Raw genomic sequence first — 13,434 nt, forward strand, 5'->3', positions numbered from 1 at the left:
GAATTACGAATCACTTAGTCAACTACATAACTGGATCAGTGCATTGCCCAGTTATATCAAGGCTTTATTCGCACAACTGCGGTGCGAAAGTTGAGAATGTTATATATCAATATTACATAAGAGTAGTTGATTTGCAAAAAGATGTTAATTTCAATACAAGAAACGTCTGCAAATTAAATGGTAATCAAATAAATAATTAGAAGTTATCCTAAAATAATGTATAATTATTGTACTGTGCATTTTGAGGAGAGAGATACTTGGACAAAAATAGTTATTGGTTATTCGCATCATTATTAGCTTCTATATGTATTTATGGGTTTATTCGTTTGATGTTTAATCTGCGTTATAAAAACGAAGAACTTCAGGCCTATATTCAGCAAGTTACAGCGGCTCAAGAAGAACTAAGATATCAATACTATCAAAACCTTGAGAGTGAAAAAAAGCTAAGTATCAGTGAGGAAAAATTCAGGATAATGTATGAACAAGCACCTTTAGGTATTGCTTTAAGCGATACGTTGACAGGGAAGCTTTACGATGTAAATCCAAAGTTTGCAGAAATAGTTGGCAGAAAGGTTGAAGAAATCATTGGTATTGACTGGATGTCCCTAACTCATCCGGATGATATCAAGGAAAACATCCATAAATCGATTCTAATGAATGATAAGACCTTAGAAAACTTTAATATAATAAAACGTTATATTAAGCCTGATGGTTCAAGTGTTTGGGCCAAGATAACAGTTGCTACCTTGAATTTTGAAGATAAGGATAAACCCAGCGAAATATGTATGGTGGAGGATATTACTGAACAAAAGATAAATGAAGATGTGATAAAATCCAGTGAATATACCTTTAGAAAATTATTTGAGGGTTCCTCAGATGCAATAATTTTATTAAAAGACTACCGAATAATTGATTGTAATCTCGCTGCAATTGAGTTGTTAGGCTATGACTCAAAGGCGAAAATTATTTGCAAAACATCGTGGGATATTTCCCCTGAAAAACAACCAGATGGAGTTTCTTCTATGGAAAAGGCCTGGGATATTAGTATGTTAGTCCTAAAACAGGGCAAATATAGATTTGAATGGTGGCACAAAAAAGAAAATGGCACAGTATTTCCCGTTGAAATAATGTTAACGTCTATATTGCTTAGAGGTAAACAAGTTTTACATGCTGTGTGGCGAGATGTCAGTGAACGAAAACTTTTGGAGCAAAAGCTGGAGTATTTGAGCTATAAAGATGTATTAACAGGCTTATATAATAGAAGATTTTTTGAGGAAGAACTAATGCGTCTGAATGTTCCCAGGAATTTGCCATTAACCATTGTAATGGCAGACGTAAATGGCCTGAAGCTTATTAATGATTCCTTTGGTCATGCCATGGGAGATGAACTCTTGAAAAAAGTTGGCGAGGTAATCGTTAGAGGGTGTCGAGCAGATGATATAATTGCCAGACTTGGAGGCGATGAATTTGTCATACTCCTGCCAAGGACAGCCAGCGTAGAAATAGAACAAATTGTCAAACGTATTAAAAATCAAGCCTTAAGTGAAAAAGTTGGCTCAATTGAAATCTCTATTTCTTTTGGTTGGGAAACTAAGCTAGATAAAGATGAAGACATTCAAGAAGTTTTTAAAAAAGCGGAAGACTTTATGTATAAGAAAAAACTTTTTGAAAGTCCAAGTATGAGAGGAAAAACAATTAAGGCGATCATTAATACACTACATGAAAAAAATAAGCGCGAGGAACAGCATTCGCATAGAGTATCAGCTCTATGCGAAAGTATGGGGATAGCTTTAGGTTTACCAGAGGGAGAGGTTGAAGAACTTAAAACTGTTGGGCTCCTTCATGATATCGGTAAGATTGCCATAGAAGAAACAACTCTTAATAAGCCGGGTGCACTGGCAGAGGAAGAATGGCAAGAAATAAAACGGCACCCGGAAATTGGCTATAGAATATTAAGTACTGTCAATGAGATGTCTGAAATAGCGGATTACGTATTATGTCACCATGAGAAGTGGAATGGGACTGGTTATCCCAAAGGCCTTAAAGGAGAAGAAATACCTTTTCAATCAAGAATCATTGCTATCATAGATGCTTATGATGCTATGACTAGTGAAAGAAGTTATCGTAATGCATTATCGGAAGAAGTAGCAATTAAGGAAATTCAAACTAACTCCGGCACACAATTTGATCCTGAGGTGGTAAATGTATTCCTTGAAAAGGTTCTAAGATTTAAAGCTTCTTAATTAGGAAACCCTTTGGAGTAATAGGGTTGGAATAAGGAGAGCGGCATGGAGAGAATCGCAATTATATCAGATATTCATGGGAATTTGCCTGCGTTAGAAGCTGTATTGGAAGATATTAAATCGAAAAGTATTCAGCGAATTTTTTGCTTGGGGGATATAGCGGGAAAAGGGCCAAGTCCTGCTGAAACAGTCGATCTAATTAAAGCGCGGACTGAAATAGTTATTAAAGGCAATTGGGACTGTTATCTATCAGAACAAAGCGGGTCGGCAGTGCTTAAGTGGCATCAGGATAGATTGGGTATCGAGAGACTGAGTTATTTAAGGAGTCTTCCAATCTATAAAGAATTTTATATTAGCGGTAAATTATTGAGACTTTGCCATGCGTCTCCCAATGATTTATTCCATAGAGTTTACCTTTCATCGGAAATAAATAAGCGACTAAAATTGTTTGATGCTACTCCAACCCTTAACGTTGAAGCAGATATTGTTGGATATGGTGATATACATAGTGCCCACATTGATAATTTCTCTGGAAAGACAATTTTCAATGTGGGAAGTGTCGGCAATCCACTTGACATAACCCAAGCTTCTTATGGAATAATTGAAGGAAACCTAGGGAATCGAGATGAAGGATCATTAGCGATATCTCTTGTAAGGGTACCCTATAATGTTGAACTATCCGTAGCGCAGGCGGAATTAACCGACATGCCAGAGAAGCAAGAGTATATCGACGAATTAAGAACGGGAATCTACAGAGGGCTAAAATCCTAAGTTAAAGGTCAGAGGGTGAATTTGGATGGAGAGTCGTCCATTGACAGGCGTGTTGAAAAGCCTGTTCTTTTTCCGCAAGCAGCTTTGAATGAGTATCAGAGTCCAGTGGATCAATACATTCTTGATAGAGGTCTAAAGCTATAAATTTGTAATCAGCTGACATTTTTTCATTCCTTCCATTCAAAAAATATGTTTAATTAGTGGGTTATTTTTAACGTGTGTAAGTTGCATACAAATTATACTTTATCTGTTTCCAATTGGGATTGTTGCGATTGTTACAGGAGTCCTTTCCCAATACATAGATAAAAAAGGGGTCTGATATTTTATGATCGACATTATCATATCCAAGGAATTAAAAGAACTTTGTCCGGATCTCGTCCTTGGATGTATCCAAGCAAAAGTAAGTGTTGAAAGTAGTCCGAAGGAACTTTGGGAAGAAATAAACAGTTGCTGTGATGTTCTACAGAGAGAGATGCATATAGAAGAGTTGGAGGCTTTACCCAGAATAAAGGCGGGTAGGGAAGCCTATAAAAAAATGGGGAAAGCTCCAAGTAGATATAGGTTATCTTCAGAAGCTCTTATAAGAAGGGTCTTGCAGGGTAAGGGTGTTTATAAGATTAACAACGTTGTGGATATCAATAATCTGATCTCATTAAAATCTACTTTTCCAATTGGTTCATATAATCTTAAAAACTTACATATTCCTATTATCTTACGAATTGGTCAGAAGGGAGAAGAATACAAAGGTATAGGTAAAGAATTAATTAATATATCTAGTCTTCCTGTCTTAACCGATGCCCTAGGTAGTTTCGGAAGTCCTACCAGTGACTCTGAAAGAGCCATGATCACAAACGATGTCCGTGAGATCCTAATGTGTCTTTTCTCTTTTAATGGGGAAAAAGAAGTGGGAGAATATCTGAAATATTCAGAAGAACTTATCGAAAAATATGCTTATGGCCAAGAAATTAAATCAAAAATCGTTCTGTAGAGTGAAAAACTTGTTGAGGGGGTGGTTCTCTTGTCTAAAGACAGAAGAACCGCCCCCATGTCAAAGTTTTAGGTTGAAGCTAATTCCCCCAGGACGGCTTCGGTTTGCTTTGTTTGCCCATCTCGGATGTAAGTTAAGGTAACTTTGTCGCCTACTTTGTTTTTATAGAGTTCCCGAACCAGATCTGAAGAATTTTGTATTTCGGTATCATTGATCTTGGTGATGACATCTCCTTGCTGTATACCGGCCTTCGCCGCCGGTCCATTGAGAGTCACTGCTGAAATGTAGGCTCCTTGAGGTTTGTTGTTGGTTTTGGCGTAAGTGTTGTATTGATCATCCGTACTTACAAGAAGAGCGGGATGTTTGGCAACACCCGTGGCGATTAATTGTTGTATCGTTGGTAAAGCATCGGAAATTGGAATAGCAAAGCCCATTCCTTCAAATCCGGTTTCGGCATATTTTACGGAGTTAATTCCAATGACTTGGCCTTGATAATTGACTAGTGGCCCTCCGCTATTACCAGGGTTAATAGCTGCGTCTGTTTGTATCAGATTGTAACTTGCTACTCCTTGAAGGTTTAGAGTGCGATTGGTGGCAGAAATAACCCCCGTGGTTACAGACCGAGCGAATTCGTCCCCGCCCGGATTGCCAATAGCAACTACTGACTGACCCACTTCAACTTTTGAGGAATCTCCTAGCTCTACCGCTGTAAGGTTTGTCGTATCCGAAATCTGCAATACTGCAAGATCTGTTCGTGGGTCGGCGCCAATCAATTTAGCATCAAGAGTGCGTCCGTCACTTAAGCTGACGGTAATTTTTTGGGCACCTTCAATTACGTGATTATTAGTTGCGATATACCCTTTTTTTGCGTCAATTATAAAACCGGAACCGCTTCCAACCTCTTGAAGATCTGATTTCCCAGAGAAAGACCTGCCGGTTTGAAAGTTGGCAACCCCCACAACAGCTGGGCCAACATTTTTAGCAATTTGAGCTACCGGATAAATAGTTTGATCCGTTGTATAATTGGCAACCTGGGTAAACGAGGAATTAGCTGTTTGCAATGGTGCGACAGTACTTGTAGGATAGATATAGGGAATTGCCGCAACAGTAGAAAGGCCACCGATAGCTGCGCTAATTAAACATAAGCTGGCATAAGCCAATACCCTGCCCCGAGCTCTTGGTCGAGAAATAGATTGGGTAGTGTTTGAATTACTAAAATTGTTAATATTGTCATTGAGTGTTGAACGAACATCCTCTTCCATAATGTTTCCCCCTTTTTATGTTGAGTTGGTTCTTTAAACCAACTAATTTACTACATTTAAAGGATATCCTAAAAGTGTTAAAGTAAATGGTGCAAAGTGTGAAATATTATAGTTGTTAAAGTTGAGATTTTGTGAAAATTAGATATTATATGAAGAAACCATTGCTTTTTAGTTCGGATTATACTTTGGTAATGTTAAAAAAAGAGGAAGTGGATTATGAATACTGAAATGAAGCGGTCAGTGTGCCCATTTGATTGTCCGGATGCCTGTGGGCTTTTAGTTGAAGTTATTGACGGCAAAGCCGTAAAAGTAAAGGGTGATCCTGAGCACCCTTTCACCAAAGGGACTTTGTGCCCTAAGATGAATCATTATGAACGAACGGTACATTCCCCACAAAGATTAAAGCAGCCTCTTCTACGCATTGGCGAAAAAGGAGCGGGGAATTTTAAACCTATTTCTTGGGCTGAAGGGATTCAATATATTGTGGACCGGTGGAAGGGGATTATCTCTAACTATGGTGCAGAAGCTATATTGCCGTACTCATATGCTGGAACAATGGGAGTTGTTCAACGTAATTGCGGGGAGGCCTTTTTTCACAAACTCGGAGCATCGAGATTAGCTCGCACTATATGTTCTTCGGCCAAAGGTTATGGCTGGTCCTCCGTTATGGGTAATACCCTGGCACCACATCCAGATGAAGTGAAGAAAAGCGACTTTATCCTTTTATGGGGTACAAATGCTCTGGCCACAAACATCCATCTTCTGCAAAACGTAAAAGAAGCCAAAAAGCGTGGTGCTGCAGTATGGCTTATAGATACTTATGAAAATCCTACGGCTAAGATTGTTGATAAAGTTGTTTTGGTCAAACCCGGAAGAGATGGCGCGTTGGCTCTCGGCATAATGCACATTCTGGTTCGTGAAGGCTGGATAGATTTATCTTTCGTTACCAAGCATGTACAAGGCTTTGAACAATTGCAATCAGAAATCCTACCGGATTATACTCCTGATAAAGTGAGTCAGATTACTGGAATTGATGTAAAGTTGCTCGAAGAATTGGCACTTCACTATGCTAAAGCCAAGGGGCCTTTTATTGCTTTGGGCTCAGGACTTTGTCGTTATGGGAATGGCGCGATGACCGTACGAGCTATTACCTGTCTTCCTGCCCTAGTCGGTGCTTGGGAGAAGCCCGGAGGAGGGCTGTTGGCAAGCATATCAACAGGTCCAGCCTTTGTTACAAGTAAAGTAACTCATGAAGATTTCTTGTCTGAGCAACCCCGAATTGTAAATATGAATCAGCTGGGCCAGGCATTAACAGAATTATCTGAGCCGCCGATTATGAGCATGTACGTATTCCATTCCAATCCAGCAGTTGTTGCTCCAGATCAAACAAAGATAATAAAAGGGTTATCAAGGGAAGATTTATTTACAGTTGTCCACGAACGTTTTATGACAGATACAGCTCGTTATGCTGACATTATCTTACCCGCTACCAGCTCCTTAGAACACTCAGATATTTATAGGGCATACGGACATTATGGCATTCAACGAGCGACTGGGATAATTCCCCCCGTTGGAGAGGCTAAGTCGAACTGGGAAGTATTTCAATTACTTGCTCAAGCAATGGGCTATAAAGAGTCATTCTTTGCTCAAAGCGCGGATGACTTGATTAATCAATTGCTTGATCCTCCCACGCCATGGTTAGAAGGGGTCGATATGGCAAATCTCCAAGCAGGTCGCCCTGTGGAACTCTCCTTGCCCCAGGACTACAAAACCACCTATCTCACTCCATCGGGTAAGATTGAAATATACAGCCCCGTCGAAACCGAACCTTTACCTCGCTATTTTGACCCTTACGAGGATGACGCCCCTTTCTACCTGATGAGCGCCCCAAGTCTATATTCTTTGAACTCTTCTTTCAACGAACGGCCTGATTTGTTGCAGAAAAAAGAGGAGGCTTATTTGCAAATGAATCCTAAAGATGCCGAAGACAAGAAGTTGCAAGATGGCCAGAAAGTAATAGCATTTAATGATCGTGGCGAGGTAGTCTTTATACTTAAGCTAGCACCGACTGTTCCCCAGGGAGTCTTGGTCACTGAGGGTCTTTTTTCTAAGGAAAAAATGCAGGGAACTTATTCGGTAAATGCCCTTACTTCACAACGTCTGACAGATAGAGCCGAGGGAAGTACTCTTTATGATGTTAAAGTGGATGTCGGATTATACCAATAAGTTAATTTTCGGGTGCATTTATGATTTATAGGCGCGAGCATCATTCTCTAAACATAAATTAACAGGAAGGATCGCTATGTTTAGAGGAGGATTTATATGCAAATTCATGTTGTGAAACCCGGAGATACTCTTAGCAAAGTTGCCCGAGCTTACGGGGTCTCCGCCCAGGAAATTGTTGAAGCCAATGAAATTCCAGATCCCAGCAGATTGGCGGTTGGGCAAACATTTGTTATACCAATCAGAGGGCGATATCATTTCCTTCAACCTGGTGAAAGTCTATGGTCAATTGGTCGTCGTTACAATGTTTCGGTTGAGGAATTAGTCCGCATCAATAATATTCAAAATCCTAATACTCTCCCCGTTGGCTTGCGTTTATATTTGCCTCAAAGGCCTAAGATGATCGTAGAAACGAATGCCTATATTGATCCGAGAATGACCCGAGGCAGTTCCGCTGAGGATGTGGACAAAGTAGGAGAGCATCTGACTTATCTTGCAATTTTTACCTATGCTGTTAATCGTGAGGGAAATCTTACCCCGGTGGATGATCAGCCATCGATAAATGCAGCGTATAAGGATAGAGTCTTACCCCTTTTGGTACTGACCAATTTTGAGGAGGGACAATTCAGCACTGAAATTGCTACTGCTATCTTGACCAGTGAAGCCATGCAAGATCGTGTTCTTAATCAAGCTCTTCAGATAATGAATGAGAAGGGATATAGGGGGTTGGATTTTGACTTTGAGTATTTGGGGGCTCAAAACCGTGTAAGGTATGTCCATTTCTTAGAGAAGGCACGTCAATTATTAAAACCTCGAGGGTACTATATTTCTGCTGCTTTAGCCCCAAAGTATAGGGCTGAGCAAAAAGGAGTTTTGTATGAAGGGCATGACTATCAGTTAATCGGTCAAGTGGTTGATTTCATCTTCTTTATGACATACGAATGGGGATGGTCCGGTGGGAAACCGATGGCAGTCTCTCCCTTACCTCAAATGAGAAATGTCATGGAATATGCTGTTTCTGTGGTGCCGAAAGAAAAGATTATGATGGGGATGCCTCTCTATGGATATGACTGGACATTACCCTATGTTGAAGGCGGCAAATTCGCGAGATCTATTAGTCCGCAACGGGCTTTGCAATTGGCTGTTCGTTATGGGGCAACTATTAACTATGACAGAGTTTCTCAAGCTCCCTGGTTTAGGTATACTGATGAACAGGGTAAACAACATGAAGTTTGGTTTGAGGATGCCCGAAGTATGCAAGCGAAATTCGACTTAGTAAAGGAACTGGGGATTCGGGGTTTTTATTATTGGGTATTAGGCAATGATTTTCCGCAAAACTGGCTTCTTATTGAAGATAATTTCGTGGTGCGTAAACTAATATAGTAAACTGCATATCTCGATAAAATAGTAAGAGCAAGAAGTCTATTCTAGGTTGTTCTCCTTAAAGCTAACAGATTTTTCATGAAAAGCTGTTGCTGGCCGAATACATACCGCTGTAGACTGCTTGCTCTTTTTTGAGAATTACTGCTTTGGTGCAGTACCTTGACCTGCTGCCTCAACGGCAGTGCCTGAACCCGGCGTTTTTCCTGCGTCAGGATTAGCAGCACCTGCGACGTTTGCGCCCACCCCGAGGTTTGCTTTTAGTTGTGCTTGACGGGCCAGATCAAGGCCTTCCCCAAGTATACGTAGAGCTTCTTTTGGGCTGTGCCAACCCATGCTGTTTTCCGCAGAGATATAATCCCATCTCCACTGAGCTTTACGGTGTAAATTTCTGGCTTCATTCATCATATCTGCTTTGGCAGCAGAATTGTTTGACGCTGTTGTAATAGAATTAATAGCGTCAGTGAGTGCAGTTTCTAAGGCAACCTTTGCTTTATAGACTTGGTCCTGGGTGCCAATAACTTGGTTTTTTAAATACTCTTCACTTTGTTTATGGCAGGTTTGACAGGATTGGGAAATATGATTAAGAGGACTCTGCAGATGATGGGAGGATATTTTGCTTTGCCCTTGTTTTACATAGGGCATATGGCAATCTGCACAGGCCACGCCATTTGCAGCGTGTACACCAGTTGAGAAGAGTTCATAATCTGGGTGTTGAGCCTTGAGCATCGGAGCCTGGCTTTCTTTATGATCCCAATCTTTAAAATTTAATTCAGTATATAGCTTTTCTGCATCATCCATGCGCAAACCATAGTTCCAAGGGAAGGTAACTTTTTTGTTATCGGGTTTGAAGTAATACTCAACGTGGCATTGTGCACAGACCATGGTTCGCATTTCTTGCCGGCTAAATTTAGTAGGGTCGATTCCTCTAGTTTTCAAAGCATCAAGAAGGGGAATGCTTGTAATTGTCAGTTCCATTGTTTTTGAGTCGTGGCAGTTCGCACAGGCAATTGGATGTTTGATTTGATCCTTTAAATCGGCAAAAGGGGTTGCCCAGAAAGAGTCCCCCATTTTGTCAACAAGGGGTTTAACATTAGGGCTTTTGCAGTTCCAGCAGGAGCTAATAGTTTTTGGACCGACACGAAGTGTCCTTGTGACATCCTCTAAGGCCCAGACATGACCTCTTTCTTCATTGTAATCTTCAGAAAAAGGATATCCGGCAAATAGTTTTACTTGAGCAGGAGATTCTTTAAGATGGGATTCGGGTACAGAACCTCCATACTTAGAATTGCCCTTTATTTGTTCTTTTTGTTCCAGATAACTGGCATAATGATCAGGGTAGGCCTTTCCCCAGACGGCAGGATCTAATTCTCCTTCAGGTATAGTAACCGTCGTAGGAGGAGCCGGAGATTGTTGGTTGCAACCAAGTATGAGGAATCCGAACAGTATTAGCATTAGACTGAGCAATAGAAAGCTGCGCCAGGTTTTAAACATTTAAAGTATACCTCCATTTTTCAGCGAATTGCTGTATATATTGGTTGACTAGAGAAGGGCATAGTTGGGGGTTCATGGGGTTCTCCTCGATGACACTCAAAACATCGTTTTCCTTCACTGGTATTGATTCTGGAAACGACGGTAGAATGACAGCGCAGGCAGTTGCGTTGGAGAATATTCCTACTCCATTCTTTTGTGTGTAGCACATCAGGTGGAGCAAAGGTGTTCTTATAATAATCTCTGGCCCCTGAATATCCTTTGTAGACAATTTGCTCGAGAATATTATCATGTGGTATGTGACAATCCTTGCAGCCTACCCCATTTGTTTCCCTGTGGACACTGTGAAAAGAGGTTTCATACGGCGGCTTCATAATATGACAGGTTGTTCCACAATAATAAGTAGTCGATGTGCGTTCGTACTGAGCAACCACAAAGAATCCAAAGAGTACAAGTAATGGCACACCAATCAGGAGCCATTTTTTTGTTTTGCTAGATAGATATTTCATAGGAACCTCCTTTCAAGGTTAATTTTGTCTTAGTATGAAGGTTTTACAATGCTTTTATGTAAAATATTAATATGTTTTAGGCCGGGCTATATATTCTACTTTGGATGCCATTGATGACATATAAAGGCCCCTATGCGGGAAGATATAACTTCCGGCACAAGGGCCCTTATTCGGACTTAGTATGCAAAGTGTATCGATGCTCTAAAATTAACACGCAGTCACTAGACAAACAAAAATGCTAAGGCCATAATAGAATAAGCTGCCAGCAGTTGTGCACCCTCTAACCAGTTTGAACGGCCATCCATACTTATCATGGCAGTTATTACTGTGCCCATAATAATGACGATAAGTTCATACCCTGTAAACAATAAGTCAAGAGGTTGGCCAATAAAATAACCCAGGAAAACTAATAAAGGAGCGACAAAGAGTGCAATCTGGGTACTTGAACCTATTGCAATTTCTAAGCTGATATCCATTTTATTCTTCATAGCCATTAGGACACTTGTTGAATGTTCAGCGGCATTGCCGATGATTGGTATGACTATAACTCCAATAAACAGCTCACTAATGCCTAAGGTGTTTACCACCGGATCAATTCCTTCTACCAGTAGTTCACTTTCTATCACTACAAAAAAAGTAGCGATAAGTAGAATTAAAAGAGATTTAGGTTTTGACCAACTGGGAGAATCTGAACACTCTTGGCTTGGTCGAAAAACATCTTTGTGTGTATGTAAAGAAAAAACCAAGCTAAGGATATAGACAATCATAAGGATTCCTGCAACTCCCAGGCTTAAGGGCTCGGCAGCAGGATTAGAATGTGTGTTGAGGAAGACTGCCGGGATGATCAGCCCCGTCACTGCCATCAGGAGCATGGCGGTATGCATACCAGCTGCAGCCCTATTGAATTTCTGGACTTTGTACTTAAAACCACCCAGAAGCATGCTCAGCCCTAACACTAAAAGAAGATTGCCTATAATAGAACCTGTAATGGAAGCTTTTACGACTTCAACCAATCCAGCTTTTAGGGCAAAAACTGTGATAATAAGTTCTGCTGCGTTGCCAAAAGTAGCATTCAACAACCCCCCCAATCTTGGCCCAACATAGATGGCGATTTCCTCAGTTGCCTTGCCCATGTATCCTGAAAGTGGAATTATACTCAAACAAGCGGCAACAAACTGTAAGACGGGTGAATGACCGGAAAGATGCAAAAAAATACTGATCGGAATAGCTAACAATAATAGGTTGAGATATTTCAAAACTTAACCCCTCCTAACATCCATATTCAATAGTCTATTTACCATTAAAATCTATTTAAGTAGGAGTGTCAACAAAAAGTAATTAATTATCCTAATTAGTTTTTCGAGCCTTAACTGGATTATTTCTACTCACGTAAGAAAAGTAAGGAGAGAGTATGAAGCAGCTTATGAACACAAGACTGGCAAACTTTAAGCTGAGATTTGCTAAAGCAGACGATGTCCCGCTGATATTATCTCTTATTAAAGAATTAGCGGACTATGAGAAAATGCTCGACCAAGTAGTAGCTACAGAAGAAATTCTAAGAGAATCCTTATTCGAGCAGAAAAAAGCAGAGGTTCTTATCGGCGAGTATGAGGATAGACCGATAGCCTTCGCCTTGTTCTTTCATAATTTCTCGACATTTCTAGGAAGGCCAGGTATATATTTGGAGGATCTATACGTTAAACCAGAAATGCGAGGTAAAGGGATAGGTAAGATCATTTTATCTCAGCTTGCGAAAATCGCTATTGAGAGGAAGTGTGGCCGATTAGAATGGTGGTGTCTCGATTGGAACGAACCTTCTATTAAGTTCTATAAAAGCAAGGGGGCTGTTCCAATGGACGATTGGACTGTTTATAGAGTAACAAATGAAGCTTTAGTTAAACTTGCAAAAGACTAGGAAAAGCTTAGAGATAAAAAACAGGGCTAGAACTTTAAAGTCTAGCCCTGTTTTTATAGAAAGTTTTTTAGGATTACATAGTTATTTAACGATAAGCACCGGACAAGGGGATTGAGCCATAACCCGTTGAGTGACACTTCCGATAAGTGCTCCGGTAAGTGCACCGTGACCAACTGTACCCATAACCACCAGGTCAAATTCTCTTCTTACTTCATCTAAGATGCCACTGGCAGCGTGCCCGGATATATGCTTCTTTGTCAAGTGAACATTTCCGATGCCAATGCCTTTGAGTGTGATTTCCAAGGCTAACTCTCCACTCTTATCGATTTGCTCCTGATCTATGATGCTAGTAAATCCCATATGATACCCATAATAAGCTTCAGGAGTTGGGGTCACATGAAAGAGCTCAATTTCTGAGTTGAACTTTTCAGCTATTTCTAAAGCTGACTTAAGGGCGCGACGTGAAGATTCAGAGCCGTCTGTGGGTACTAGAATCCTTTTGAACATTAGCATCATCCTCCTTATTTTTATACGAAGGCTGTGGTTGTTAATTATATTATATAAACATTCATGAACCTTCCGTTCACAGGGAGGCATGAAAATTTTCGGACATCTTTTCATGGCAAGAATTAACTGAGATAATCTTAATAAG

The 13,434-nt window shown here is 40.4% G+C and carries 12 protein-coding genes; 6 read left to right on the forward strand and 6 right to left on the reverse strand.

What is annotated here, in order from left to right; all coding sequences use genetic code 11:
• Positions 1-257: 257 nt before the first annotated feature.
• Both BLS16_RS22495 and BLS16_RS22500 read left to right on the forward strand, forming a co-directional pair.
• Positions 258-2,243 (forward strand): HD domain-containing phosphohydrolase, encoded by a 1,986-nt coding sequence (locus tag BLS16_RS22495; protein WP_092335825.1) that lies wholly within the window; start codon positions 258-260, stop codon positions 2,241-2,243.
• 45 nt (positions 2,244-2,288) lie between these two features.
• Positions 2,289-3,014 carry a metallophosphoesterase family protein gene (locus BLS16_RS22500; RefSeq protein WP_092335826.1) on the forward strand — a complete coding sequence of 242 codons (726 nt, stop codon included), beginning with the start codon at positions 2,289-2,291 and terminating at the stop codon, positions 3,012-3,014.
• Position 3,015: 1 nt separating this feature from the next.
• Here the strand turns inward: BLS16_RS22500 and BLS16_RS23935 are convergent, their stop codons facing one another.
• Positions 3,016-3,177 carry a hypothetical protein gene (locus tag BLS16_RS23935; RefSeq protein WP_169315533.1) on the reverse strand — a complete coding sequence of 54 codons (162 nt, stop codon included), beginning with the start codon at positions 3,175-3,177 and terminating at the stop codon, positions 3,016-3,018.
• 162 nt (positions 3,178-3,339) lie between these two features.
• On the opposite strand from BLS16_RS23935, the gene BLS16_RS22505 reads away from it, so the two are divergent.
• Complete coding sequence (locus BLS16_RS22505) at positions 3,340-4,002, forward strand: B3/B4 domain-containing protein (RefSeq protein ID WP_092335827.1); 663 nt, start codon at positions 3,340-3,342, stop codon at positions 4,000-4,002.
• Between the two features lie 68 nt (positions 4,003-4,070).
• On the opposite strand, the gene BLS16_RS22510 is transcribed toward BLS16_RS22505, so the two are convergent.
• Entirely contained in the window at positions 4,071-5,264 is a 1,194-nt protein-coding gene (locus tag BLS16_RS22510; RefSeq protein ID WP_176786273.1) for a S1C family serine protease, read from the reverse strand.
• A 216-nt stretch (positions 5,265-5,480) separates the two neighbouring features.
• Between BLS16_RS22510 and BLS16_RS22515 the strand changes: the two genes are divergently transcribed.
• Together BLS16_RS22515 and BLS16_RS22520 are read left to right on the forward strand one after the other, a co-directional pair.
• Positions 5,481-7,490, forward strand: coding sequence for a molybdopterin-dependent oxidoreductase (locus BLS16_RS22515; protein ID WP_092335828.1), 2,010 nt, complete (start codon positions 5,481-5,483; stop codon positions 7,488-7,490).
• Positions 7,491-7,586: 96 nt separating this feature from the next.
• On the forward strand, positions 7,587-8,870 hold the full coding sequence (locus BLS16_RS22520; RefSeq protein ID WP_092335829.1) for a glycoside hydrolase family 18 protein: 1,284 nt from the start codon (positions 7,587-7,589) through the stop codon (positions 8,868-8,870).
• Between the two features lie 138 nt (positions 8,871-9,008).
• Here the strand turns inward: BLS16_RS22520 and BLS16_RS22525 are convergent, their stop codons facing one another.
• The 3 genes from BLS16_RS22525 to cax form a co-directional block, all read right to left on the reverse strand.
• Positions 9,009-10,361: an ammonia-forming cytochrome c nitrite reductase subunit c552 gene (locus tag BLS16_RS22525; RefSeq protein WP_092335830.1), complete on the reverse strand. Its 1,353-nt coding sequence runs from the start codon at positions 10,359-10,361 to the stop codon at positions 9,009-9,011.
• A gap of 20 nt (positions 10,362-10,381) precedes the next feature.
• On the reverse strand, positions 10,382-10,867 hold the full coding sequence (locus BLS16_RS22530; protein WP_092335831.1) for a cytochrome c3 family protein: 486 nt from the start codon (positions 10,865-10,867) through the stop codon (positions 10,382-10,384).
• A gap of 221 nt (positions 10,868-11,088) precedes the next feature.
• Positions 11,089-12,123 (reverse strand): calcium/proton exchanger, encoded by a 1,035-nt coding sequence (gene cax, locus BLS16_RS22535; RefSeq protein ID WP_092335832.1) that lies wholly within the window; start codon positions 12,121-12,123, stop codon positions 11,089-11,091.
• A gap of 155 nt (positions 12,124-12,278) precedes the next feature.
• Between cax and BLS16_RS22540 the strand changes: the two genes are divergently transcribed.
• Positions 12,279-12,782 (forward strand): GNAT family N-acetyltransferase, encoded by a 504-nt coding sequence (locus tag BLS16_RS22540; RefSeq protein WP_176786274.1) that lies wholly within the window; start codon positions 12,279-12,281, stop codon positions 12,780-12,782.
• 81 nt (positions 12,783-12,863) lie between these two features.
• Here the strand turns inward: BLS16_RS22540 and BLS16_RS22545 are convergent, their stop codons facing one another.
• Complete coding sequence (locus BLS16_RS22545) at positions 12,864-13,289, reverse strand: universal stress protein (protein ID WP_092335833.1); 426 nt, start codon at positions 13,287-13,289, stop codon at positions 12,864-12,866.
• Between the last annotated feature and the right edge of the window lie 145 nt (positions 13,290-13,434).

Origin of the sequence: Desulfosporosinus hippei DSM 8344 (assembly GCF_900100785.1) — a bacterium.
Taxonomy (GTDB): Bacteria; Bacillota; Desulfitobacteriia; order Desulfitobacteriales; family Desulfitobacteriaceae; genus Desulfosporosinus; species Desulfosporosinus hippei.

Excerpts from the sequence above, each read along its gene's own strand:
- BLS16_RS22500 (WP_092335826.1), top strand. The coding sequence starts at position 2,289 with ATGGAGAGAATCGCAATTATATCAGATATTCATGGGAATTTGCCTGCG.
- BLS16_RS23935 (WP_169315533.1), bottom strand. The coding sequence starts at position 3,177 with ATGTCAGCTGATTACAAATTTATAGCTTTAGACCTCTATCAAGAATGT.
- BLS16_RS22505 (WP_092335827.1), top strand. The coding sequence starts at position 3,340 with ATGATCGACATTATCATATCCAAGGAATTAAAAGAACTTTGTCCGGAT.
- BLS16_RS22510 (WP_176786273.1), bottom strand. The coding sequence starts at position 5,264 with ATGGAAGAGGATGTTCGTTCAACACTCAATGACAATATTAACAATTTT.
- BLS16_RS22515 (WP_092335828.1), top strand. The coding sequence starts at position 5,481 with ATGAATACTGAAATGAAGCGGTCAGTGTGCCCATTTGATTGTCCGGAT.
- BLS16_RS22520 (WP_092335829.1), top strand. The coding sequence starts at position 7,587 with ATGCAAATTCATGTTGTGAAACCCGGAGATACTCTTAGCAAAGTTGCC.
- BLS16_RS22525 (WP_092335830.1), bottom strand. The coding sequence starts at position 10,361 with ATGTTTAAAACCTGGCGCAGCTTTCTATTGCTCAGTCTAATGCTAATA.
- BLS16_RS22530 (WP_092335831.1), bottom strand. The coding sequence starts at position 10,867 with ATGAAATATCTATCTAGCAAAACAAAAAAATGGCTCCTGATTGGTGTG.
- BLS16_RS22540 (WP_176786274.1), top strand. The coding sequence starts at position 12,279 with ATGAAGCAGCTTATGAACACAAGACTGGCAAACTTTAAGCTGAGATTT.
- BLS16_RS22545 (WP_092335833.1), bottom strand. The coding sequence starts at position 13,289 with ATGTTCAAAAGGATTCTAGTACCCACAGACGGCTCTGAATCTTCACGT.